Consider the following 22809-nt stretch of genomic DNA (forward strand, 5'->3'; position numbering starts at 1 on the left):
CCTCGCGTCATGCGGTGATGCCAGATGGAGGGGGACGGTGTGGCTGCGGGGTGGGTATCATTGTCCACGTTTGCAGCCGCCCGTGTAAAGGGCGTGCTCATTTAAGTGCACATCCGAAGAGCAACAAACGAAAGAGGGGTCCCGTGCAGGGCTTGATCATCGACTACGCAGGCGTGTTGGACACCGGTGCAGAGGACGAGAAGCGCTGGAAAACCCTCATCGCGGCGGTAAAGGAAAAGGACATCGCCGTAGGCATCCTCTCCAACGAGGAGGGCGACGGCGAGGCTGCAGAGAAGATCCGCGAGTGGGAGTTCAACGGCGTGGTGGATGCCGTTGTGCTCTCAGGCGAGATTGGGGTTGAGAAGCCGGAGCGCGCTGCGTTCCAAGCCGCCGCGGACGCCGTCGGGGTGGATCTGAACGAGTGCGTGATGATCGACGACGACATCATGAACGTCCGCGCCGCGGTGGAGTACGACATGATTGGCATCTTGCACACGGCCATCGACCGCACCGCGGTGGAGATCCAGTCCCTCTTCGACATCGAGGGCGAGTTCTAGTGCGCGTGTACCTTCCCGCCACCTTCGGCATGCTCGCCTCGCTGGAGGAGAACAAGCTGATTCACGCCCGAAACGGATGGGCGTTTGCGGCTACCGATGCACTGCACAATTTTTTCACCTCGGGCGATGAGGAGGAGATTGAGGCGGTCGCGTTTGACGACGCTGCGCTCGCCTCGATCCGGCTCTTAGCCATCGGCGACGAAGAGCGGCACCCGCACCGGCGCGTGGTCATCTCCGCGGATGTCACGAATGCCACCGCGGACCCGGAGATGGGCGAGTCCGTGGTGCGACTCGCTGGGCCGGTGAAGCTGGAGGACGTTGCGGCCATCCACGTCGACATTGCGGAGGCTGAGCAGGCAACGGCGAAAGCGATCGAGGTCGTTGATGCCGCCGACCTCGGCGACGAGGACGCAGAACTGACCGTCGGCGACGCCCAGGACAACTACATGGCGTTCTACGACCCGAGCGAGCTACCGGTCCTCGTCGAGCTGCTTTAACTCCCAGTCGTTGTTGGAGTGCAGGGCCGCAAGCAGGCCCCGCACAGCGGTTGCGCGCCGGCCGACGGGGGAGTCGGGGTCCAGCTCGTCCCACGCGCACTCTGGGTCTGCCGGGGGGCCAAGGTGGGTGCAGCCGCGGGGGCAGCGCTCCGCGGCCTCCGCAAGATCTGGGAACACCTCCACGATCTCTTCGGGGGCGACGTGCGCGAGGCCGAATGAGCGGATGCCGGGGGTGTCGATGATCCAGCCGCCGCCGGGCACCTCCAGCGCAACGGACTGCGTGGAGGTGTGGCGTCCCTTGCCCACGCCGGACACCTCTCCGGTCTCTCGGTCTGCCTCAGGCACGATGCGGTTGACCAGCGTCGACTTGCCCACGCCGGAGTGCCCGATGAGGGCGGAGACCCGGCCCGCAATGCGCTCGCGCAGCCGCTCCACCCCGTCCTCCACGCCGGTGCGCAACACGTCGACGCCCATCGCATCGAGTTCGCGTTCAAAGTCAGACGGATCGGCCAGGTCGGTCTTGGTCACGCACACCACCGGGGTGACGCCGCCGACGAAGGCGGCGATCAGCGCCCGTTCCACAAAACCGGTCCGGGGTGGCGGGTCTGCCGCAGCCACCACGATGAGCATGAGCTCCGCGTTGGCGACGATGATGCGCTCATAGGGGTCCGTGTCGTCGGCGGTGCGGCGCAGCACGGAAGTGCGATCCGCGCGCTTGACGATGCGGGCGAGCGTGTCTTTATCCCCTGAGGTGTCCCCGACGACGCCGACACGGTCGCCCACCTCGATGGAGGTCCGTTTCAGCTCCCGGGCGCGCGTGCACTGCAGGCGTGCGCCGGTGTCCAGCACCACGCCCCAGCGGCCGCGGTCTTTGGCCACCACGAGGCCGAACTCGGCGTCGTGGTGCGCAGGGCGCTGCTTGGACCGCGGCCGGGATCCTTTCCCGGGGCGGACACGCACGTCAGATTCGTCGTAGTCGGAAAAGCTGCGGCCCATTACTGCGCCACCACCTCCGCCCACATCTGCGCGAACCCGGGCAGCGTCTTGGACGTAGTCTCGATGTTTTCCACATCAACCCCCCGCGTTACCAACCCGATGATGGCACCGGCGGTGGCCATCCGGTGGTCGTCGTAGGTGTGCCACACGCCGCCGCGCATCCGGGTGGGGGTGATGCGCAACCCGTCGTCAAGCTCCTCACAGTCGCCTCCGAGCCCGTTGATCTCTGCCGAAAGCGCGGCGAGTCGGTCGGTTTCGTGGCCGCGCAGGTGGGCGATGCCCGTCAGCTCGCTGGGCGTGGTGGCGCAGGCGGCGATCGCGGCCACGGTGGGGGCCAGCTCGCCGATATCGCCCATGTCGAGGTGGATGCCCAGGAGGTGCCCCGGCTGCGGGCCGCGCACGCGCAGGGTGTGGTGCGCTCCGTCTGCCTCCAGCTCAACCTCGCAACCCATGCACTCCAAGATGGACAGCATGGCCGCGCCGGGTTGCGTGGTGCGCTCCGGCCAGTGGGGGATTCGCACCTCCCCGCCAGTCACCGCTGCGGCGGCCAGAAATGGCGCCGCATTGGAAAGGTCGGGTTCGATCGCCCAGTGCGTGCCCCGGATCTCCTGCGGCTGCACCGCCCACGACTTCTCGGCGGCCTCCACGTGCACCCCGGCGTCGGCAAGCATTGCCACCGTCATGTCGATGTGGGGCATGGAGGGGAGGGTGTCGCCGGTGTGGCGGATGTGCACGCCCCGCTCGAACCTCGGGGCGGAAAGCAGCAAACCGGAGACGAATTGCGAGGAACCGGAGGCGTCGATGTCCACCGGCCCGCCCTCGGCGCCGCCGGTGCCGTGCACCGTAAACGGCAGGCTCTCTCCCGTCACGTTCACGCCGAGGGCGCGCAGCGCCTCCAAGATGGTGGACATGGGGCGTGTGCGCGCGTGGGCGTCGCCGTCGAAAAGCACAGGCCCCTCCGCGAACGCCGCGACGGGCGGAACGAACCGCATCACGGTGCCCGCGAGGCCGCAGTCCACTTCCGCGGAGCGCAGCGGGCCCGGCGTGACGTGGATGGTCGCGCCGTCGCGCCGGATGCCGGTGCCCATCGCCTGCAACGCGGCCTCCATGAGGTCGGTGTCGCGCGAGCGCAGGGCGCCCGTGATGGTGGACGGGCCGGAGGCGAGCGCGGAGAGGATGTACGCGCGGTTCGTCATGGATTTCGAGCCGGGCACCTCACGGGTATGGGTGACTGGGCTGGGGTGAAACGGCGCTGGCCACATCTCGCTCATGCGGGCAATGATAATGGAGGGCATGTGCGGACGATTCGTTCTTTTCACCTCAGGCGACGATCTCACCCACGCCGTGGCGGAGCTGCCAGGCGTGCCGGCGGTGGCGGCGCCGGACGGCACCCCGCCGCCGCGCTACAACATCGCGCCGACGCAGCAAGTGCCCCTGATCAGGATCGCGGGAAACGACGCGCGTATCGACGCTGCCCGGTGGGGGCTGCTGCCCACCTGGAAGAAGGACGAGACCGGGGCACCCCTGTTCAACGCCCGCGGTGAGACCGTGGCCGAAAAGCCCTCGTTCCGCAGCGCGTTCAAGGCTCGCCGCGGCCTCATGGTCTTAGACGGGTACTACGAGTGGCGGCAGACGGAAAACGGCAAGCAGCCGTACTTCGTGCGCCCGGAGGACGGGATGCTCTTCGCGGCGGCGCTGTGGGAGACGGGGCTGGACCGCCTGTCCACGACCATGGTCACTACCGAGGCCGCCGGGAACATGGCGTGGCTGCACCACCGTCTGCCGCTGTTTCTGCGTCGGGACGAAGTCCGGCAGTGGGTCGAGGGCACGCCGGAGGAGGCCCTCGAGCTGGTGCACCCGTCGCGCGTGGCCGAGACGCTCGTGTGGAATGAGGCCGCGCAGGAGGTCGGCAACACTAGGAACGACTACGCAGAACTTATGGGGCGCTGATTGCCGCGAATTGGGCGCCGGTCAGTTCGGCGAGGTCTTGCGGGGACAGGCGGGCAGATAAGCCGCGTTGGCCGGCGGAGACGGTGACGGTGGGCAGGTCGGCCACGGAGGCGTCGATAAGCGTTGGCAGCGTGTGCAGCGTGCCCAGCGGGGAGATGCCCCCGACGACGTAGCCGGTGGCCCGCTGCGCCTTTGCCGGCTCCGCCATTTCGGCGCGCTTCCAGCCCAGCGCCTTCGCTGCGGCCTTGAGTGAGAGGTGCCCGTCCACCGGAACGCAGCAGATTGCCAGGTCGCGTTCGTGGGCAATCACCAGTGTCTTCAGCACGGCGGCCGGGTCTAAGTCCAGTTCTTCTGCGGCGTGGGTGCCGAAGTGGTCCTGGCTCGGGGCGTAGGTGAGCACCTCGTGGTCGGTGGCATGTAAAGCGGTCAATGCGCGTGTTTTCTCTGCCATGGGGACAGGGTAGCCGCGGCAACCGGTGGCCCTACAATGGCGGGCATGCCCGAAACCGAGCCTGACAACGGCGCAAGCGACGACCTGAAGACGCGCTTCAACGACGAAGCGATGCCCCTTTTGGACCAGCTCTACGGTGGCGCGCTGCGGATGACGCGGAACCCGCAAGATGCCGAGGACCTGGTGCAGGAGACGTACCTGAAGGCCTACAAAAACTTCGGCAGCTTCACACCGGGTACGAACCTCAAAGCGTGGCTGTACCGGATTATGACCAACACGTACATCAATTCGTACCGCAAGAAGCAGCGCCGCCCACTGGAGACCTCAGCCGACGAGGTGACGGACAACCAGCTCTACACCTCGAGTTCGCACGACTCGACAGGGCTGGAGTCCGCAGAGGTCGAGGCGCTCAAAGCGATGCCGAACTCACGGATCTCCGACGCGCTCAACTCGCTGAACGAGGACTACCGCATGGTGGTCTACTACGCCGACGTGGAGGGCATGGCGTACAAAGAGATCGCGGAAGTGATGGACATTCCGATCGGCACGGTGATGAGCCGGCTGCACCGGGGAAGAAAACAGCTCCGAGGGATGTTGAAGGACGTGGCACAAGAGCGGGGCATTGGACTCGACCATGCAGACATGGCTGGCGCGACCCGCGCGCACAGCACCGCACAGGACGCGAAGGAGAAGTAATGTCCACCGGGCACACCCACACCGACGCACACGGCTGCAACGCCACCCACCAACTGCTGTGTGAACTGTTTGACGCCGAAACCACCCCTGAACGCCGAGAGGCCATCACGCGGGATCTCGCGTCCTGCCCGGAGTGTCTGGCCGTCGCTCGGTCTGAACGCGACGTGCGCTCCATGGTGAAAGATTGTTGCGGCCCGGCAAAGGCGCCGGAACCGCTGCGCCGCCGGATCATCGCGTCCATCACGACGGTCACCTACACGGAGACGTACTAGGGCTCACCCCGGGCGCGTGCATCGCGAAAGCGGGCCCTTCCCCAGGTGGGAAGGGCCCGCTTGCTTGTCGTACCGCGTGCTTACGCGTTAGGACGCTTACCGCGGTTAGCGCTCTTCTTACGACGATCCTTGCGCTTGCGACCACGCTTGCTCATGGGGGCCTCCTCTAGTGATGGGTACCGGTTACAGGTGTTCCACTCTATCGCCCGGTACCCGCTGCCGGGTAATCCGCTAGGGCGTTAGGCCGAGAGGCGGGCGCGGTTGCGTGCGCGGGCCTTGTTGCGGCGCTTGAGAGCGCGGCGCTCCTCCTCGGACAGCCCGCCCCAGACGCCGGCGTCCTGGCCGGTCTCGAGCGCCCACTTCAGGCACTCGGAGGTAACGGGGCAGCGGTGGCATACCAGCTTGGCCTGGGCGATCTGGCTCAGGGCAGGTCCGGAGTTGCCGACGGGGAAGAACAGTTCCGGGTCCTCGTCGCGGCAGATAGCTTCGTGGCGCCAATCCATGGTGATTCTCCTTTGTGTGGTTTGTGTGTCGGGTCCATGTGCAATTACGTGCGCACCACAAAACACCCGGCCGAAGCGGATGCGTTGCAAACGAAGTTTGATTCCCGGCAGTGGGCGGAGCTCCCGTTGGTGGCGGGGCCGTCTTCCGTTTACCGGGCGTTAACCCTGTGGTGGCTTAGGGTTAAGGGCTGTGTAACCAGCCCGTTGTTTTTGCTACCCGGAAATAATGGCATGTTCACCTGCACCGCGCTAGGGGACCAGCCAAAATGTGACCCGAATCATAGAATGAAACGCGATTTTGGGTCTGCGAGGCGATCGTGGGCTGCCACATGGGGTGGCAAGTAGGTGCTCTGAGCTGCAGAAAAGGTGATTTAAGCAGTGTGGGCGTCCGTCAAATCGTGGAGCGTGAATGGGAGCGGCTCTGTAGCGGGCGGCGGAGGGCATAGACTAACTAGCCGTGAACACCAACTCTAAACCCGCCCAGAACGAGCTCGGCACCGTTCCCGCGATCATGCGTTTTAGCGCGGTCGTGGTGCTGGTGCAGTGCGCTGCCATCTTTATTTACGTGGCAACCTTGATCGTCTCCCAGTTCACTGACCACACGTCCACACTTGAATCCGAGTCGGCGGCGGCCAGCTACGTCAACATCGGCACGGCCGTATTTTTGCTCATCATCTTCGGGTTTGTCGGGTACGCCGCGGTATCGACGCTGAAAGGCACCCCTCGGGCGACCGGGGCAGTGGTCCTGGTGGAGGCGATTCTCGCGGGTGTCGCCGTCTACATGTTCCGCGGGGGCGCGCCCCTGCTCGGTGTAGCCACACTCGCCTCCGCGCTGCTCGCGCTGGTGGGTATCTTCCACCCGGCCACGCGGGACTACAACGAAGCGCGTTACGAGCTGCGCAAAGCGCGCCGGTAGAGCCAGGCGGCCGGTGCCTGGCGGGGAGCCGGGTTACGACGTGGTCGCGCGCATGACGACGACCTCGTCGCCGCGTTTTTCCACCACAGTCGCTCCCGCAGACGCGATGTGCACAGGGCCCGAATAGCCGCCGCGGTCAACGGGAATGACCCGCTCCGGGGCGGTGGTGTGCCAGTCCGCGACGGCGATGCCGTTGTCTGTGGCGTACAAGAGCGCGTCCCCCGCGGCGACGCCGGTGCCTAGCGCGCCCTGGAACACCCCGGTCACTTGGAGTTCGGCTGGCTCCATGAGCACGAGCGATCCGTTCTCCCAGTACGTCATGTGGTGCGGAAGATCCGCTACTGGCAGGTTCTTCACCACCCCGTCGGGGCCGAGCTCCGGGGCATCCAGCTGCGGGACGAAGGACGTGCTCGTGGTGGCGCCATCTTTGTCGTACCCCCGCACCTCAGACGTAGCGGGGTCGTACACAGCGGCCGCGTCCTGCGAGATTGCCACCAGGTAGGCGTCCTCGCTGACGGGGATGTCCGCGAGGATCTCCGGTTCGCGGGAATCTTCCGGCGTCGCCTCCTGCAGGCGCAGGAACGCGCCGTCGTCGCAGATCTCTGTCACCGCGAGCAGCTCCTTGCGCGTTAGCGCGGAGGTAATGGTGCACTCGTGCGGCTGTTGCTTCGGCTCCTGCTTCGCCTCCACCCGGCCGTACTCCACGGTGCGCACCAAGTCCGACCGCCAAAGCTCAACGCGTTCGGCGCTGGCGTAGCCAACCCGGTCGTTGGACGCGAGACGGACGACGTTGTCCGGCGCAATGGCGGAACGGGTCCCCGCGTAGCTGCCCGTCTTGGCGTCGATTGCCACGACGTCGCCGCAACCCGCGTTGTTGCGGTACGCGGCCACGACCTTGTCCCACGCCTGGTCCACCAAGCACAGCTCGTTGGGGCGCTCGTACGTCCACACCGTCTCGCCCTCCGGGGTGGTGGCGCTCAGGGTGTTGTTGTTGTAGGTGATGATCAACCCATTGGCCACCAACGGTTGGTCGCGGCCCGAGGTGTCGCGGAGGGTAAAGCCCTCGCTCAATGCGGAAGGGGCAACCGCGAGCCGGCCGTAATCCTGCTGCTCCTCCGCGGCGGGGGCAAGGTGCGCGTCGCGCGCGGGTGCGGTGAAGAATGCGGCGCCGACAAGCAACGAGGAGATGCCAGCGATGACTCCGGTAGCAATGAGATCGCCGCGGGTGCGGCGCAGGGGAGCGTTCATCGCCGATTCCTTCCTGGGTGCTTGGCCGAGGGTTTGGCCGAGGGCTTGGGCGGCCGTGCTCCGAGCACTGTACGTGGCCGGCCGACGCGCTCTGACGCCGAGTCTGGGATGTTGAGCGCCTCGCGCAATTCCGGGGAGGTAGAGAACCACTCGGGCAGATCCCGGGCACCCAGCGAGAGCTCGTCGTTAATCGCCTGCCATTTCGCCACCTCGTCGTAGCCCACCAGGGTCACCGCAGTGCCCTTCTTTCCCGCGCGCCCGGTGCGGCCGATGCGGTGGACGTACGTCATCGGGTCGTCGGGGGTCTGGAAGTTGATGACGTGGGTGACATCCTCGACGTCGATGCCTCGCGCCGCAACATCGGTGGCGACGAGAATGTCGGCGTCGCTCTGCCGGAACGCCTCGAGCGCTGCCTCACGGGCGCGCTGGCTTAAATCGCCGTGCACCGCAGCGACGGCGAAGCCCCGCTGGGCGAGGTCCTCTGCAAGTTCCGCGGCCGAGCGCTTGGTGCGGGCGAAGATGATGGCGCGTCCCCGATCATTTGCCTGGAGGATCTTGGCGACGACTGCCGTTTTGTCCATGCGGTGGGATTTGAGCGCCACCTGGCGGGTGGTGTCGTGGGTGCTTGGGGCGTCTGCGGCCTCGGCGCGGATGTGCACCGGCGTATGCATTTTCGCCCGGGCGAGGGAAAGAATCTGGCCGGGCATCGTGGCGGAGAAGAGCATGGCCTGCACGTCGTCGCGTACGGCCGCCCACAGCGTCTCGATATCCGGCAGGAACCCCATGTCCAGCATCTCGTCCGCCTCGTCCAGCACGAGGATGGCCACGGCAGAGAGGTTGAGATCGCCCCGTTGCCACAGATCGATCAGCCGCCCGGGCGTGCCGACGACCACGTCCACGCCCTGTTCCAGCGCGGCGAGCTGCTCCTCGTAGGGCCGGCCGCCGTAGATCGTGGTGACGCGCACTGGGGTCAGCGACGCCGCGTGGGCAAGATCGTCGCTCACCTGCACCGCGAGCTCGCGGGTGGGCACAATAACCAGCGCCCGCGGGGTGCCGTCGAGTTCCTCGATGTCGGCGTCGTCGAAGACACGGTCGAGCAGCGGCACGCCGAAGCCGAAGGTCTTGCCCATGCCGGTCCGCGCCTGCCCGATGATGTCCCGGCCTACCAGCGCCCTCGGCAGCGTCAGCTCCTGGATAGAAAACGGGCGCACAATGCCGCGCTGAGCGAGCGCATCGACGATTTCAGCTGCGACGCCTAACTGAGCAAAGGTTGGGGGCGGTGTCTCGGCACCCGTCGAGCCGCCGGCGTCAACGCGGGCGTGTTCACTCTCAGCTGAATAGGGCACGCGTTCATCTTAACGTCAGGCGGCTACAATGACGGCAGTGTGCGAGCGGGCTGAGACATGCCTGCCGCAGCGGCAGAGCGGGAGACCGCTGAAGCGAATGATGTAAAGGACAGTGAGCGACACCATGGATATCAAGATCGGCCTTGCAGACAGCCCGCGCGAACTGACGATCAAGCTGCCGGAGGGGCAGGAAGACATCATTTCCACCGTCGAGCAGGCCATCAGCGGCGGGCAAGCCACGCTGAAGGTGGAGGACGACAAGGGCCGCACCTACCTGATCCGCACCGACCGTATCGTGTACGTGGAGCAGGGTACTGCCGCGGCCCGAACCGTCGGTTTCATGCGCTAAATTACGCACCTATGACACAACGGCACGGGGCTCGTGGGCACGGGGCACATGAGAAGGCGCATGAACGCGGCGCCCGGGGCTCCCAAGGGGTGCGCCCCAGCCTGAGCGACGACGGCTCCCTCGGGCGGACGGGTGATCCGGAGGGCAGGCTCACTGCGTTCGCCCGCGAGTACGGGTGGCGAGCGTACGCCATCCCCGTCTTGGCGGTAATCACCGTCTTCGTCCTGATCAACATGGTGCAAAACCCTGAGGACGTGGCGCTCGAATCCGTGGTGTCGGCCGAGGGCGGTGACGGCGGTGGGGAAGGGGCCCTGGAGCCGGCCGCGATCGCAGAAGGTCACTTCGACCCAGACGACCTGCCCCCGGGTGGGCCGTACACCACCACGGGTGAGGGCACCTTTTACGAGGTCGGCGCCCCCGGCATGACTGCGGGCGACGGCACCGAGCTTGTGGTGCGCTACGCCGTCGAAGTGGAGCGGGGTGTTGACACCTCCGGCTACGGCGGGGACAACGCGTTCGCGCACATGGTGGACGCGACGTTGAGCGATCCGCGTAGTTGGACCAACGACCCGCGATTCCGCTTCGAGCACGTGAGCGTCGACGACAACCCGACGTTGAAGATTCGCTTGGCGTCGCTGGAGACCACCGCCGAGCTCTGCGGCGCCCAGCTGGGCACAGAAACCAGTTGCCGCACCCGCGTCACCGGTGAAGACAGTGTGATCATCAATGAATCGCGCTGGGTCCGGGGTGCGGTGCCGTTCCAGGGCGACCTGGGCAGCTACCGCCAGTACCTGATCAACCACGAGGTGGGCCACGCCGTCGGCTTCGCAACACATGAACCCTGCCCGGAGCCGAACGCGCTCGCGCCGATCATGATGCAGCAGACGCTGAGCTTGAACAATGCGCAGCTGCGCGAGATGACCCCGGATGGCCAGTACCCGGACAACGCCGACACGTGCCGGGCCAACCCGTGGCCATATCCGCGACCGGCTGCGCTCTAGGGGGTTGCAGGTGAGCTCACGCGCAACCGCAGCAATTCCCGGCCACGTTCTCTCTGCGTTCCAGCTCGACGGGCACGCTGGCACACCGCTTGGACCAGCATGGGACAACGGCGTGCGCTTCGGGCGGATCGTCGTGTCCCGGGCGGCTCCCACCGCGGCATGGTCAGGTAAGGCGCGGGATCGCGCCGGCGAGTTCGGACACGGCATCGCGGTCTCGCGCCCTGTGCGGGCGACGGACGGCCGCCTCGTTGTAGGCGGTTTCAAAGCTGGCGAGTTTGTGGAGGGTCGCCCCTTTTCGCGTATCGACGAGGCCGTGTCCGCCGCACTGCGCTACGACGACGCAATGGACGGGATCGACGCACCTGCGGTGGACCGGGACGATGTGTTCGCTGCCGCAGAACGGGCGGTGTGGGACGGCTACTCGGAAGAACCCGGTGATGTGGTGGCCCACGTGGATTTCGCGTCCTGCCTGCTGTACTCGGGAGATGCTGCGCCGACGCTGACCGACCTTGTGCCGTCCGCAGGCAAACGCCCCCGCGGCTTCACCGCTGCCTTAGTGATTGTCGACGGGCTTTTAAGCGGCGCGGTGGATGAAGCAGTGCTGGACAGGTGGGCGCATGTGCCCGGGTTGCGGAAGCTGGCGAACCGCGCGCTGGAATACCGTCTGGCCTGTGCTAAGAGTGCGGGATCGGACGTACGTTCGATAGCTGAGCGGGTGCAAACGATCCTCGTGTCGGAGTGAGTGACACAATCTGTCGCATGGCTTCCCGTCGATCTTCTCCCGTGCCCCCAGTGGCGCTTGAACCGAAGGCGTACCTCGTACCGCGCTCGCGGGAAAAGACCGTGCGCGAGTGGCCGATAGCGCTGCCGCAGCGCGGGCTGTACAAGGTCACCGGAGCGCCCGGTTCCGGGGTGTCGAGCTTTCTGCTGGACACCGCCGCGGAAGCGATCCGGACTCGCGGAAGCGACCTGAGCGAGGCTGACGGAGCTAGCGGCGCTGGTGGAGTGCTTGTGCTGACGGACTCCAAGGAGACCGGAGCGAGACTTCGTGCGGAACTATCGGATGCCCTCGCGGCGTCGGGGTTTATCTCGGACGAGCCGGTGGTGCGCTCTGTGCACTCGCTAGCGTTCGCGCTGGTCAGGCAGCAGCTAGACGAGGAGCTTCGACTGATCTCAGGCGCGGAGCAGGACGCGGTGATTCGCCAGCTGCTCCAGGGCCATGCCGAAGACGGCGGCGGCACCTGGCCGGCAGACCTTCGCCCCGCATTGCCGATGGTGGGGTTTGCCCGCCAACTGAGGGACTTTCTCCTGCGCGCCATTGAGCGCGGGCTAGGCCCAGACGCCCTAGTGCAGCTCGGGGAGGCGCACGGCATTCCCATCTGGTCCGCCTCGGGCGAGTTTCTGCGCGAATACCAGCAGGTGATGGCGTTGTCCGGGGTGCACCGGATGTCTGCGTCTGAGCTCATCGACGCGGCCCTCCGGGTGGAGTTGCCGCAGCGGTGGCACACCGTGATCGTGGACGACGCGCAGCACCTTGCCCCTGCGTCCGCCAAACTCGTTGAGCGGCTGCTGCGGCAGGCGGATCTTGGCGTTGTCGGCGGCAGCGTAGAGCAGTCGGTGTTTCGTTTCCGCGGAGCCTCACCCGCGTTCTTCCACGACCTCGGTGGGATGACGCATGAGGTCATCGACCTTGGAGCTTCGAAGCGGAACCCGGAACGCTCGGTTGCGATTGCAGATAGCGGTGGCACGCAGCTTGCGCTTGTCAGCGACGTGCTGCGGCGCGCCCATCTCGAAGACGGTGTGGATTACCGGGATATGGCGGTTGTTGTGCGCTCGACACCGCTGTTGGAGCCAACGCGCCGGGCCTTGCTGCGCGCCGGCGTGCCGGTGGCACTGAACCCCACGGACCTCGTGCTGGGGGAGCAGCGTATCGTGGCCGCGTTGCTGCTTGGTATGCGAGCCTTGTACGAAGAACTGCCAGCCACCCAGTGGCGGGAGCTCTTGCTCAGCCCCGTCGGCGGGGCGGACCCGGTGACCCTGCGGCGGCTCCTGCGCGGCCTGCGGCGCTGGGCACCCGATTCCCGTGCGGAAGACACATTGCGGGGGCTCCTCGTTTCCCCTGACGGGCTCCCTGATTTTGACACTGTGCTCACCGACCGCGAGCTGGATATTCTGCGGCGGGTGCGAGATGTGCTCGATGCTGGCCGCACCACTTTGGCCGACGGTGGCAGTGTCGAGGAGGTGCTGTGGGCCCTCTGGCACACCACGGGCTTGTCCAACCGGCTCATGGCGATGGCGCTGCGTGGTGGCGCAACCGGCTCGCAGGCGGACCTGGATTTGGACGCCGTGATGGCGCTGTTCGACGCGGCCGGCGATTACACGGAGCGCAGGCCGACGGCCGGTATCGAATCCTTCGTCGATTTCATCGCTGAACAAGAGTTGCCAACCGGCGTGCGCGACCGGAGAAACGCAACCCCGGACGCGGTGGCGCTGCTCACCGCGCACGGCGCAGCGGGGCGGGAGTTCCGCCGGGTCATCGTCGCCGGGGTACAGGAGCTGACCTGGCCCAGCCTGGGTGAAACAGGATCGCTGTTCAGGCAAGAGGATTTGGTCGACCTCATCGACGAGGGAGTGGACCCCGCGGTGCCGGTGTCCCACATCAACGAGCGCCTGGTCGAGGAACGCCGCCTGTTCACGGTAGCCACCAGCCGCGCTACTGAGCAGTTGCTGGTCACGGCCGTGGAGAGCGACGACGGTGACGAGGTGGAACAGCGCTCCCGCTTCGTGGAAGAGTTCTGCCGCGACCACGCCCTCGATGCCAAGCCTGCGCGCATCGCGGACTCGTTAGAAGATGCCGTCGCATCCGCCAGCACGCGGGGCGGCGATGTCGCCGCGGACGACGTGGCCGTCGTGCGCTTACTTGCCCACGACGACCTCATCGCCGAATTCCGGCGCGTGGTTACTGACCCGGAAACGGGCGAGGCGCAACGGGCGCAAGCCGCCCGGCAGCTTGCCCGCCTAGCAGACGCTGGGGTGCTCGGCGCCGCGCCGGAGCAGTGGTGGACTACCACGACGCCCTCGACTGAAGCCCGGTTGGACACCGCGCGGGCGCTATCCCCATCGCGGGTGGAGCAGTTGCTCGCATGCCCCATGAAAGCGGTGCTGGAGCGGATGTCCGGCCTCAACGAAACGCTGGAGATGGTCTACGGTTCGATGGCCCACGCCTACTTCGAAGCACTCGGTGCGGGTGCAGACGAGGAAGACGCGCTGGAAGCCACCGTGGCGGCGCGCCGGGCGGCGGGCTCGGCACCAGAATGGAAGATCGAGCGAGACATCGCGGACTTTCGCGCAATGCTGGAGCGTTCACGCGGCTGGCTGGAAGCAACCCGCGGCACCTTCGAGCAGCTCGCGGTTGAGGCGGATGTTGACGTTCAGGTCAGCGACGCCGTGCGTATCCGCGGCCGGCTGGACCGGCTGGAGCGCGATAGCAGCGGCGCCGTGCACATTGTCGACCTCAAAACGGGGAAGAACCCGCCCACCGTTGCGGCAACGGCGGATAACGCCCAGTTAGCCACGTACCAGCTTGCGTTGGCACGCGGCGAGTTTCTCAACGGGAAGGTGGTCACAGCCGGAGGAGGCGGGGAGCCTCTCGAGGTAGGCGGCGCAGTCCTCGTGTATCCCAACACGAATAAATCCTCGCTGTCCACGCGCGAGCAGGCGGCGAAGACCGATGACGAGCTTGCTGCGCTCTCGTCGAGCCTGGACAAGCTGCCGGAAGAGATCGCGGGGCCCACGCTGCTGGCGGCCACCGGGCCGCAGTGTGACCGCTGCGCGGTGCGAGCCCTGTGCCCAGTGCAACCGGAAGGAGCGACGATCCACCATGCCTAACCCGAACCCCATGTCGCCGACGCTGCTGTCGCGATACCTCGGCCAGAAGTTCCCGCCCACCGAGCAGCAGGCGGCGGTCATCGGCGCTGAGCCGGGTCCGTTGCTCGTTGTCGCGGGCGCGGGCGCGGGCAAGACCGAGACCATGGCCGCCCGTGTGGTGTGGCTCGTCGCCAACGGCTACGTCCGCCCGGATGAGGTGCTGGGTCTCACGTTTACCCGCAAGGCGGCCCAGGAGATGGGCAAACGCATCCGCGACCGTCTAGACGCACTCGCGCGAAACACCGACCTGGTGCGCCGCCTCGACCCGTCGGGGGAGCTAGCACGCAACCTGCAAGTCATCGCGCCGACGGTGTCCACCTACGATTCCTACGCCGGGCAGCTTATCCGGGAGTACGGGTTGCTTGTGCCGGTCGAGCCGGATGCCCGGCTGATCACAGACGCGGAACTGCACGCCATCGCTACAGACGTGGTTGTGAACTATTCGGGCGGGTTGCTTACCGAGCTGGGTGATAACCCGTCGCTGTCCACCGTGGTAGAGAACCTCCTTACGCTGAGCACCTCGATGGGCAACGAGCTCGCGGCCCCCGACTGGGTGCGCGAACACGCACACGACTTCTTGGCCGAAACTGAGTCGTATCCAACCGGTCCGCGTGCCCGCGTTGAGTTCACCAAGACGCTTATGGGGTGGCGTTCCAAGCAGGAGGAGCGCACGAAGCTGCTACCGCTGGTGGAGGAGCTGGATGCGGAGCTGCGCCGGCGCGGGGTGGTGACGTTCAACGAGCAGATGTCCGTCGCCGCAAAATTGGCGCGCGACCACCGGACAGTGGGGGCGTCGCAGCGCGCGCGTTTCCGGGTCGTCATGCTCGACGAGTATCAGGACACCTCGCACGCCCAACGTGTGCTTTTGCGCAGCTTGTTCGGCGAAGGCGCGGACCCCGAGCTGACGGTGACCGCTGTCGGAGACCCGATGCAGGCCATCTACGGCTGGCGCGGCGCCACGGCGGCGAACTTGGAGGCCTTCGTGGAGGACTTCCCAACCGCGCAGGGCCCCGCGCCGAAGAAGCAGTTGACCACCTCCTGGCGCAACCCGCCGGAGGTACTGGATTTGGCCAACGGCGTCTCGGACGCGGTGCTAGGCCCCGCTGAGACCCGGGCGGTGGCAGCGCTAGAGGCTCGCCCTGGCGCGGACGCGGGCGAGGTCACTCTCGGGTTTTTCCCGCACCACGATGCGGAGATCGCCTTCGTCGCGGACCGGCTTGCCCAGGAATACCGCGAGGCGTCGGGGACTGGGCGCCCATTCTCAGCCGCGGCGCTGGTGCGGAAAAACCGCCACTCGCCGGTGCTCGCTGCCGCGCTGGAAGAGCGGGGGGTGCCGTACGAGATTGTGGGCCTCGCCGGGCTCCTCGACGTTCCTGAGGTCGCCGACACCGTCGCCGTTGCAACCATGCTGGTGCGGCCAGACGACGCTGCCGCCGCACTACGCATTCTGGGCGGGCCTGCTGTGGGCTTGGGCCTCGCAGACCTGCAGGCGCTGGCTACCCGTGCAAGCAACCTGCGCGGGTCGGCGGAAGAGACCTCACTGGAGCACAGCCCGACGGATGCCACAGAGCACCTCCTTGCTCAGCTGGACGACCTGACTGCGCGCGCGGAGGAAATCTCCGCGAGCGGAGACAAACCTGAGGGGCTTACCGACGCGCTGGCTGACTTGGGGGAGCCGGAGCGCTACAGCGAGGAAGGCCTGGCCCGCATGCGTGACACCGCGGCCAAGCTGCGCTGGCTGCGCACCCACAGCTTGGGCAAACGGCTCAGCGACGTGTTCGCGGACATCATCCACGTCTTCGGCATCCGCACAGAGGTCTTGGCGCGCAGCGCAGCGTCGGGTGCGGTGCATCTGGACCGGCTGATGGAGGAGGTAGCCGCCTACCCGGGCTCAAGCTTGGACGGGTTGTTGAACTACTTCGAGCTGGCCCGCAAGTTCGAAGACGGTCTCGCGCCGGGAGCGGTGACGGTGAAAGAGGACCGGGTGCAGATTCTCACGGCCCACAAGGCGAAGGGCTTGGAGTGGGACACCGTGGCGGTGCTGCACGCTGACGCGCAAACGTACAAGGCAAAGACGGAGACGTTTTTGACCCTCACCCGGTACCTGCCCACCGAGACGTTCGGCGACCCGGATGTATATCCCTTCTTCGCCGAGGTGGAGAACCGGACGGACTTCGAAAAGGCGGGCAAGGCCTGGCTGAAGGAAGTCGCGGGCGAATTAGCCGAAGAGTCGTCGCGCCTGTTCTACGTTGCGGTGACCAGGGCTGCGCAACGCCTCATCGTCACCGGGTCCCGCCGGCGTGACGGGGTGGCCAAGGAAGCGGAGCCGTATGGGCACTTCGCCGCCATGCGTGACCGGGTGCCGGAAGCCTCCATTGTGGCGTGGGACGACGGGGCGGACGCGGAGGACGAGCAGGGCGCAGACAACGGCGACGCCGCAGCAAGTAATCCCTCGCAGGACACTGGCCGCTGGCCGCACTATGCACCGAGCCCCGACGACCTCGCCGCGGCGGATGCCGTGCGCGCGGCGATGCAGGAATTGCCTCCTTACGCCGAGGGCGAGCTCTTCTCGCTGTGGGAGCGCGACGCGACGGCGCTCATCGAGGAGCATGAGGCGGCGCAGGCGGCCGACGTGCCGGTAGTGATGCCGGGCGAGCTCACCGCGTCGGACGTGGTGGCGCTTCGGGCAGATCCGGAGCAATTCGCCCGGCGGGCGCGACGGCCGGTGCCGTTTAAACCCAACACCTACGCCAAGCGCGGCACCGCCTTCCACGAGTGGCTCGAAGACTACTACGGGGCCCGCCCGCTGCTGACGGAAGACGAGCTGCCGGGTAACGACGACGCAGAGGTCGACCGCGCAACCTTGGATCGTCTGAAACGAAACTTCGAGGCCAGCGAGTGGGCCCGGCGCACCCCGGAATATGTGGAGCACCCGTTTGAGCTGTCGCTCGGTGAAGCGGTTGTGCGCGGGCGTATGGACGCGGTCTTTGCCGAACCGGACGGCTGGGTGGTGGTCGACTGGAAAACCGGGGAGAAACCCTCCCGTGACGCGATGGAATCGGCGCAGCTGCAGCTCGCGGTCTACCGTGAGGCGTGGCGCCGGATTGCACATGACGGCAAGCCGGTGCGGGCTGTATTTTTCTACGTACGCACGGGAGAGACGTTCGCGCCGCGCTACTTGCCTGAACTTGAGCAGCTCGAGACAATGCTTGGCGGCGCCGAGACCGGGCCCGGCACGAGGCCCGGCACGAGGCCCGGCACAAGGCCAGAGAGTGGCGCAATCGTAACGGAAAGCGAGGAGCGACAGGGATGAAGCTTCGAAGCCTGTTGTCGCTGCGCGCTGACTCCACCAATCTCACCGAGATCCCGGTGCACAGCCTGCTCGACGTGGTCAGCATCCCGACCGACGCGCGCGCCACACCGTGGGCGCTGATCGCCAGGCGCTTCGGGTACGCCCTTCTGCTCATCATCGCCGTCGCGTTCGTGGCCTACCTCGACCGCGACGGCTACTCCGAACCGTTGACGTTCATCGACGCGCTGTATTACTCGGCGGTGACGCTCTCCACAACAGGCTATGGCGACATCACCCCGGTGACACAGACAGCGCGTCTGATCAACATCTTCCTCATCACCCCGGCCCGCGTGGCCTTCCTCATGCTCCTCGTCGGCACCACGTTGTCGGTGCTGACGGAGGATTCCCGCAAGACACTCCAAATCCAGCAATGGAGGAACAGCGTGCGCAACCACACTATTGTCATCGGCTACGGCACGAAGGGCCGCTCGGCCATCGACGCCCTGATCGCGGGCGGGGCAGCACCGTCGTCGATCGTCGTCATCGACCCAGACCCGGCCGCGCTCACCGTGGCGGAAAAGCGCGGTCTGATCACCGTGCACGGCAACGGCACAAAGTCCGACGTGCTGCGCGTCGCCGCTGTGAGCAGAGCACGGTCCGTGATCGTGGCGCCGTCTTCGGACGATACCGCGGTGCTGATCACCCTGTCCGTGCGCGAGATGGCGCCGAGTGCCATGATCGTGGCCAGCGTCCGAGAGGGCGAGAACCAGCACCTGCTCATGCAGTCCGGCGCGGACTCGGTGGTGGTCTCCTCCGAGACCGCCGGCCGCCTCTTGGGCATTGCCACCGTGACCCCGCCGGTGGTGGAGATGATGGAGGACCTGCTCAGCCCAGACGAGGGTTTCGCCGTCGCCGAGCGGCAGATCGCCGACGACGAAGTTGGCGCGAACCCCCGCCACCTGGCCGACATTGTGCTCGGGGTCGTGCGCTCCGGCGAGCTCTACCGCATCGATTCCCCCGAGGCGGAAACGGTGGAGCCGGGCGATCGTCTGCTCTACGTGCGCATGAACGGCGCGACCACCCAGCCGGGCTGACGCCGTGTTCTTGCTCATCGACGCCGCAGGAAGGTTCCCACTCACCCCGAACGGGGAGCCACTGCTTTTCGACGCCCCTCCGGCCGCCGCCACGCTGTCGTCCCACGTGCACATCAGCCCGGGCATAACCGCCGCGCGGGTTCACGGCGTGGATGCGGCGGAGCTGGCAGGCTCCGCCGGCGCCACAGGAGACGCCCGTTCCCACGCGGGGCACCCGCTGGCCGCACGCGCCATTGGCCTGGTCAACGCGCGGGAACGCTACCGCTTCGACCCCGTCGACGGTTCGGAGCTGACGTGGGGCGACGGCGGCATCGTCGCACGCGGCGCGTCGGGCCGTGCGATTTTTCCTCGGTTGGACCCGTCTGTCATCGGTGTGGTGGAAGACCTGGCGGGCGAGCGCATCCTCTTGGTGGAAAACGCCCGCCGCCCCGGCTATCTCAGCTTGGTAGCCGGGTACGTGGATGTGGGTGAGACCTTGGAAGCGGCGTTCGCCCGAGAGGTGATGGAAGAAACTGGGCGCCGCGCCACTGACATCGCCTACCTTCGCTCCCAGCCGTGGCCGGCGTCGGGTGCGCTGATGCTGGGGATGACGGCGCGCACGGCGGACATTGACCCGATCGCGGCGGGGGATGGGGAGCTCGCCCGCACGGTGTGGGCCACCAGAGAAGAGCTTGATAGCCTCACCCTCGCCGCACCAGGCTCGATCGCTCGCACGCTGATCGAGCAGTGGGCGCTGCATCCCACCACCCCACATCCAGACCACCTCCCGCGGAAGGAGCACACCGATGGCGATTGATCTCAGCGTGCTGGACGCGGACCAGCGCGTGGCGGCGGAAGCCCCTCGGGGGCCGGTGTGCATCCTGGCAGGTGCGGGCACGGGTAAGACCCGCACGATCACGTACCGCATTGCAAACCTCATCGACCGCGGGCAGGTTGCTCCCAACCGCGTGCTCGCAGTGACGTTCACCAAGCGCGCGGCGGGGGAGATGCGTGACCGCCTCACCGCCATGGGCATTGGTGGCGTCCAGGCGCGCACGTTCCACTCCGCGGCGATGCGCCAGCTGCAGTATTTCTGGCCGCAGATCGCCGGCGACCTACCCTGGCGGTTGCTGGATAACAAGTTTCCCATCGTCGCCCGCGCCACCCGCTCCGCCGGTCTGGACACGGGCAAGGAGATGGTGCGCGACTTGCTCAGCGAGATTGAGTGGGCGAAATCCAGTGTGATTGGCCCGGAAGACTACGTACAGCGTGTCGGCGACTCCCCGCGCACCCCGCCGGCGGACGCGAACAAGGTCGCACAGGTCTACCGCTTCTACGAGGAGGCGAAGACCAGCCCCGAGGGCATGCTGCTGGACTACGACGACCTGCTCATCCACGTCGCCGGGGCGTTGGAGAACGCGCCCGCGGTGGCGGAGGAGTTCCGCGGGCAGTACCAATCGTTCGTGGTGGACGAGTACCAGGACGTCACACCGCTGCAGCAGCGGGTGCTGGAGGGCTGGCTGGGCACGCGCGACGACCTCACGGTGGTCGGAGACGCCAACCAGACCATCTATTCGTTTACCGGCGCGACCCCGGATTACCTGCTCAACTTCTCGCGGACGTACGACCATGCGACCGTCGTGAAGCTGCAGCGCGACTACCGCTCCACCGTCGAGATCACGGACCTGGCCAACACGGTCATCGGCAAGGCGTCCGGCCGCATCGCCGGCACCCGCCTGCAGCTGGAAGGCATGCGCGGCCACGGCCCGACACCGCAGTTCAACGGCTACGACGACGAGCCTGCGGAGGCGCGCGCCGTTGCGCAGGCGGTGCGCAAGTTGCTTCACGACGGCGTCCCGGCCCGCGAAATCGCCATCCTGTACCGCATCAACGCGCAATCCGCAGCCTTCGAAGCGGCGCTCGCGGACGAGGGGATTGTCTACCAAGTCCGCGGCGGGGAGGGCTTTTTCCAGCGAGCGGAGATCCGCGAGGCGTTCGCGCAGCTGGTGCGCGCCTCCAAGCGCACGGACTTGCCGGACGACCCAGTGGTGGTCGCCCGCGCGGCTCTCGCACCGCTTGGCCTGACGCCCACGGAACCCGAGGGTGCGCAGGCGCGCGAGCGGTGGCAGTCGCTGAGCGCGTTGGTGGATCTGATTGAGGAGATCGTGCGCACCCGCGAGGCGTCGACGATGCAGGAAGTGCTGGCCTCGCTGCGCCGCCGCGCGGAGGCGAAGCAGCCCCCGGCCGTGGATGGCGTGACCCTGGCCAGCCTGCACGCCGCCAAGGGCCTGGAATGGGATGCGGTCTTCCTGGTGGGGCTGGTGGAGAAGACGCTGCCCATTTCCCACGCGATCAAGGCGGGCGACGAGCAGATCGAGGAGGAGCGGCGCCTGTTCTACGTCGGCGTGACACGTGCGCGCGAGCACCTGCATATGTCGTGGTCGCTGGCTCGCCAGGAGGGCGGCAACAAGAACCGTTCCCGCTCGCGGTTCCTCGACGGCATCGTGCCGGAGGTCGAGGTGGAGCAGCCCCCGCAGCGGCTCAAACGCGCGAAGCGGTGCCGTGTCTGCGGCAACCCGCTGGCCACCCCGGCGGACAAGGCGCTGGGCAGGCACGAGGAGTGCGAGCCCAGCTATGACGAGGCGGTCTACACCGCGCTGAAGCGCTGGCGGCTACAGGTCGCACGCGCCGCCGACCAGCCAGCATTTGTCGTGTTCACCGATGCCACACTGATGTCCATCGCGGAAGCCATGCCGGCCGATGAACGCGAGCTGCTCGGCGTCTCCGGTGTGGGCCCCGTCAAGGTGGAAAACTACGGCGCCGGCGTTTTAGGAGTGCTCGAGCAGTTCCGTTAAGCGGTGCGGGCCGCCCTTAGAAACACACCGGGCAGTCCGGGTGCGGCGGCACCGACGCAGTGGCGAGCGGGGTGGGCGCGAACGGGTCCACCACGGTGAGTTGGCCCGGCGTGGGCGCCGGGGCGGACACCCCCGGCGGATCAGGCACTCCAGCCAGGCGGCGCAGTGCCACCGCGGCGAAGGCGGCGCCGGCAGCCGCAGTCGCCGCCTCGCCGTGGGCGTTGAACGGCACGTGCTGTTCCACCACATCCCAGTTCGCGTCCCGGTCCAGCAGGTACAGGCGCGCGCACAGCGGACACGGCCCGGGTCGTGCGCACACCGGGCCGACAACCACGCGCGCATCCGCCTGCGTTACCGGCAGCACTGGGCCGTGCCGCAGCCGGGCGAGGGCGGCGAGCTCGCCGAGCTGCGCCGTCGCATTCACTGCGGCGATGGGCAGCCAGCGGTCGGTGCGCAGGAGAAACCGCGACAGCGCCTCGCCCCGCGCGGGTGTGCGAACGAGCAGCCCGGATTCGCCGAGCTGCGTGGCCAGCGACGTGGTGAGCGCACCGCAGCCCACCAACAACACGGCAGGCGTGGTCGCGGGCACGAGTATCCGGTACGACACGAGGTCGTCCACCAGGCTGCGCGCCGCGGCATCTCCTAGCCGCGCGGAAAGTTGGTCGACCACCCAGCTCACCTGGCGCGGGCGCAGTAGCGTGGCCAGCACCGTCGCGACGTCCTCGGCGTGGTCTGTGGTTACCAGCCCCGTGCGCGTGGCGTCTGCGCCAAATTGGATCACGTTCGCGGCGCGCAAAAACGGGTGTGCGCTGCCTGCGAGTTTCACCTGTGTGTGCTCGTTGATCATCCCTGCATCCACCCCCAGGGCGGGATCCTACAA

The 22809-nt window shown here is 67.1% G+C and carries 22 protein-coding genes; 14 read left to right on the forward strand and 8 right to left on the reverse strand.

Translation table 11 applies throughout. The features are described from left to right. Positions 1–143 precede the first annotated feature (143 nt). Together CUREI_RS02395 and CUREI_RS02400 are read left to right on the forward strand one after the other, a co-directional pair. Positions 144–557, forward strand: a complete 414-nt coding sequence (locus tag CUREI_RS02395; RefSeq protein ID WP_038610017.1) for an HAD-IA family hydrolase — start codon at positions 144–146, stop codon at positions 555–557. Then, complete coding sequence (locus CUREI_RS02400) at positions 557–1054, forward strand: DUF6912 family protein (protein ID WP_038610019.1); 498 nt, start codon at positions 557–559, stop codon at positions 1052–1054. The genes CUREI_RS02395 and CUREI_RS02400 overlap by 1 nt, the downstream gene beginning before the upstream one ends. On the opposite strand, the gene rsgA is transcribed toward CUREI_RS02400, so the two are convergent. Together rsgA and aroA are read right to left on the reverse strand one after the other, a co-directional pair. Then, positions 1028–2050, reverse strand: coding sequence for a ribosome small subunit-dependent GTPase A (gene rsgA / locus CUREI_RS02405; protein WP_038610022.1), 1023 nt, complete (start codon positions 2048–2050; stop codon positions 1028–1030). The genes CUREI_RS02400 and rsgA overlap by 27 nt on opposite strands. Continuing rightward, a complete protein-coding gene (aroA, locus tag CUREI_RS02410) occupies positions 2050–3321 on the reverse strand; it encodes a 3-phosphoshikimate 1-carboxyvinyltransferase (protein WP_038613760.1) in 1272 nt (423 codons plus the stop codon). Before aroA ends, rsgA begins: the two co-directional genes overlap by 1 nt. Positions 3322–3343: 22 nt before the next feature. On the opposite strand from aroA, the gene CUREI_RS02415 reads away from it, so the two are divergent. Continuing rightward, the gene (locus tag CUREI_RS02415) at positions 3344–4000 is read left to right on the forward strand and encodes an SOS response-associated peptidase (protein ID WP_038613762.1); all 657 of its coding nucleotides are present in this window, start codon (positions 3344–3346) and stop codon (positions 3998–4000) included. Here the strand turns inward: CUREI_RS02415 and ybaK are convergent. Beyond that, entirely contained in the window at positions 3987–4451 is a 465-nt protein-coding gene (gene ybaK / locus CUREI_RS02420) for a Cys-tRNA(Pro) deacylase (RefSeq protein WP_038610025.1), read from the reverse strand. The two genes, CUREI_RS02415 and ybaK, sit on opposite strands and share 14 nt — an antisense overlap. Positions 4452–4496: 45 nt before the next feature. Between ybaK and CUREI_RS02425 the strand changes: the two genes are divergently transcribed. Both CUREI_RS02425 and CUREI_RS02430 read left to right on the forward strand, forming a co-directional pair. After that, a complete protein-coding gene (locus CUREI_RS02425) occupies positions 4497–5147 on the forward strand; it encodes a sigma-70 family RNA polymerase sigma factor (protein WP_051952377.1) in 651 nt (216 codons plus the stop codon). After that, the gene (locus CUREI_RS02430) at positions 5147–5419 is read left to right on the forward strand and encodes a hypothetical protein (RefSeq protein ID WP_038610028.1); all 273 of its coding nucleotides are present in this window, start codon (positions 5147–5149) and stop codon (positions 5417–5419) included. The genes CUREI_RS02425 and CUREI_RS02430 overlap by 1 nt, the downstream gene beginning before the upstream one ends. Before the next feature lie 80 nt (positions 5420–5499). Here CUREI_RS02430 and CUREI_RS12840 read toward each other — a convergent pair whose 3' ends face one another. After that, a complete protein-coding gene (locus CUREI_RS12840; RefSeq protein ID WP_100227335.1) occupies positions 5500–5574 on the reverse strand; it encodes a 50S ribosomal protein bL37 in 75 nt (24 codons plus the stop codon). 84 nt (positions 5575–5658) lie between these two features. Next, positions 5659–5922 carry a WhiB family transcriptional regulator gene (locus CUREI_RS02435; protein WP_038610031.1) on the reverse strand — a complete coding sequence of 88 codons (264 nt, stop codon included), beginning with the start codon at positions 5920–5922 and terminating at the stop codon, positions 5659–5661. Between the two features lie 457 nt (positions 5923–6379). Between CUREI_RS02435 and CUREI_RS02440 the strand changes: the two genes are divergently transcribed. Then, positions 6380–6838: a hypothetical protein gene (locus CUREI_RS02440; protein WP_051952147.1), complete on the forward strand. Its 459-nt coding sequence runs from the start codon at positions 6380–6382 to the stop codon at positions 6836–6838. 33 nt (positions 6839–6871) lie between these two features. Here CUREI_RS02440 and CUREI_RS02445 read toward each other — a convergent pair whose 3' ends face one another. Together CUREI_RS02445 and CUREI_RS02450 are read right to left on the reverse strand one after the other, a co-directional pair. Further along, positions 6872–8086: an Rv3212 family protein gene (locus CUREI_RS02445; RefSeq protein ID WP_038610034.1), complete on the reverse strand. Its 1215-nt coding sequence runs from the start codon at positions 8084–8086 to the stop codon at positions 6872–6874. Next, positions 8083–9327, reverse strand: coding sequence for a DEAD/DEAH box helicase (locus tag CUREI_RS02450; protein ID WP_051952378.1), 1245 nt, complete (start codon positions 9325–9327; stop codon positions 8083–8085). Before CUREI_RS02450 ends, CUREI_RS02445 begins: the two co-directional genes overlap by 4 nt. A gap of 229 nt (positions 9328–9556) precedes the next feature. Here CUREI_RS02450 and CUREI_RS02455 point away from each other — a divergent pair, with 229 nt between their 5' ends. From CUREI_RS02455 to CUREI_RS02490, 8 genes are read left to right on the forward strand one after another with little or no spacing between them, the layout of a single operon-like run. Beyond that, positions 9557–9781: a DUF3107 domain-containing protein gene (locus CUREI_RS02455; RefSeq protein WP_038613772.1), complete on the forward strand. Its 225-nt coding sequence runs from the start codon at positions 9557–9559 to the stop codon at positions 9779–9781. 11 nt (positions 9782–9792) lie between these two features. Beyond that, complete coding sequence (locus tag CUREI_RS02460) at positions 9793–10782, forward strand: DUF3152 domain-containing protein (protein WP_084768110.1); 990 nt, start codon at positions 9793–9795, stop codon at positions 10780–10782. 10 nt (positions 10783–10792) lie between these two features. After that, complete coding sequence (locus tag CUREI_RS02465) at positions 10793–11524, forward strand: hypothetical protein (RefSeq protein ID WP_084768112.1); 732 nt, start codon at positions 10793–10795, stop codon at positions 11522–11524. Between the two features lie 17 nt (positions 11525–11541). Then, entirely contained in the window at positions 11542–14670 is a 3129-nt protein-coding gene (locus CUREI_RS02470) for an ATP-dependent DNA helicase (protein WP_038610040.1), read from the forward strand. Beyond that, positions 14663–18022, forward strand: a complete 3360-nt coding sequence (locus CUREI_RS02475; protein ID WP_084768115.1) for an ATP-dependent helicase — start codon at positions 14663–14665, stop codon at positions 18020–18022. Before CUREI_RS02470 ends, CUREI_RS02475 begins: the two co-directional genes overlap by 8 nt. Next, positions 18019–19095, forward strand: a complete 1077-nt coding sequence (locus CUREI_RS02480) for a potassium channel family protein (protein ID WP_038610042.1) — start codon at positions 18019–18021, stop codon at positions 19093–19095. Before CUREI_RS02475 ends, CUREI_RS02480 begins: the two co-directional genes overlap by 4 nt. Positions 19096–19099: 4 nt before the next feature. Next, positions 19100–19891, forward strand: a complete 792-nt coding sequence (locus CUREI_RS02485; RefSeq protein ID WP_051952148.1) for an NAD(+) diphosphatase — start codon at positions 19100–19102, stop codon at positions 19889–19891. Further along, positions 19881–21929 carry an ATP-dependent DNA helicase UvrD2 gene (locus CUREI_RS02490; protein WP_038610045.1) on the forward strand — a complete coding sequence of 683 codons (2049 nt, stop codon included), beginning with the start codon at positions 19881–19883 and terminating at the stop codon, positions 21927–21929. The genes CUREI_RS02485 and CUREI_RS02490 overlap by 11 nt, the downstream gene beginning before the upstream one ends. A 16-nt stretch (positions 21930–21945) precedes the next feature. Here CUREI_RS02490 and CUREI_RS02495 read toward each other — a convergent pair whose 3' ends face one another. Further along, on the reverse strand, positions 21946–22776 hold the full coding sequence (locus tag CUREI_RS02495; RefSeq protein WP_038610048.1) for a hypothetical protein: 831 nt from the start codon (positions 22774–22776) through the stop codon (positions 21946–21948). Positions 22777–22809: the final 33 nt, after the last annotated feature.

The organism is Corynebacterium ureicelerivorans, assembly GCF_000747315.1.
In the GTDB taxonomy this organism is placed as follows: domain Bacteria; phylum Actinomycetota; class Actinomycetes; order Mycobacteriales; family Mycobacteriaceae; genus Corynebacterium; species Corynebacterium mucifaciens.

Bases quoted from the DNA above. Each gene is read 5' to 3' on its own strand.
- CUREI_RS02445 (WP_038610034.1), bottom strand. From the start codon at position 8,086: ATGAACGCTCCCCTGCGCCGCACCCGCGGCGATCTCATTGCTACCGGA.
- CUREI_RS02470 (WP_038610040.1), top strand. From the start codon at position 11,542: ATGGCTTCCCGTCGATCTTCTCCCGTGCCCCCAGTGGCGCTTGAACCG.
- CUREI_RS02415 (WP_038613762.1), top strand. From the start codon at position 3,344: ATGTGCGGACGATTCGTTCTTTTCACCTCAGGCGACGATCTCACCCAC.
- CUREI_RS02435 (WP_038610031.1), bottom strand. From the start codon at position 5,922: ATGGATTGGCGCCACGAAGCTATCTGCCGCGACGAGGACCCGGAACTG.
- CUREI_RS02430 (WP_038610028.1), top strand. From the start codon at position 5,147: ATGTCCACCGGGCACACCCACACCGACGCACACGGCTGCAACGCCACC.
- aroA (WP_038613760.1), bottom strand. From the start codon at position 3,321: ATGAGCGAGATGTGGCCAGCGCCGTTTCACCCCAGCCCAGTCACCCAT.
- CUREI_RS02495 (WP_038610048.1), bottom strand. From the start codon at position 22,776: ATGATCAACGAGCACACACAGGTGAAACTCGCAGGCAGCGCACACCCG.
- CUREI_RS02460 (WP_084768110.1), top strand. From the start codon at position 9,793: ATGACACAACGGCACGGGGCTCGTGGGCACGGGGCACATGAGAAGGCG.
- CUREI_RS02490 (WP_038610045.1), top strand. From the start codon at position 19,881: ATGGCGATTGATCTCAGCGTGCTGGACGCGGACCAGCGCGTGGCGGCG.
- ybaK (WP_038610025.1), bottom strand. From the start codon at position 4,451: ATGGCAGAGAAAACACGCGCATTGACCGCTTTACATGCCACCGACCAC.
- CUREI_RS02455 (WP_038613772.1), top strand. From the start codon at position 9,557: ATGGATATCAAGATCGGCCTTGCAGACAGCCCGCGCGAACTGACGATC.
- rsgA (WP_038610022.1), bottom strand. From the start codon at position 2,050: ATGGGCCGCAGCTTTTCCGACTACGACGAATCTGACGTGCGTGTCCGC.
- CUREI_RS02480 (WP_038610042.1), top strand. From the start codon at position 18,019: ATGAAGCTTCGAAGCCTGTTGTCGCTGCGCGCTGACTCCACCAATCTC.
- CUREI_RS02475 (WP_084768115.1), top strand. From the start codon at position 14,663: ATGCCTAACCCGAACCCCATGTCGCCGACGCTGCTGTCGCGATACCTC.
- CUREI_RS02425 (WP_051952377.1), top strand. From the start codon at position 4,497: ATGCCCGAAACCGAGCCTGACAACGGCGCAAGCGACGACCTGAAGACG.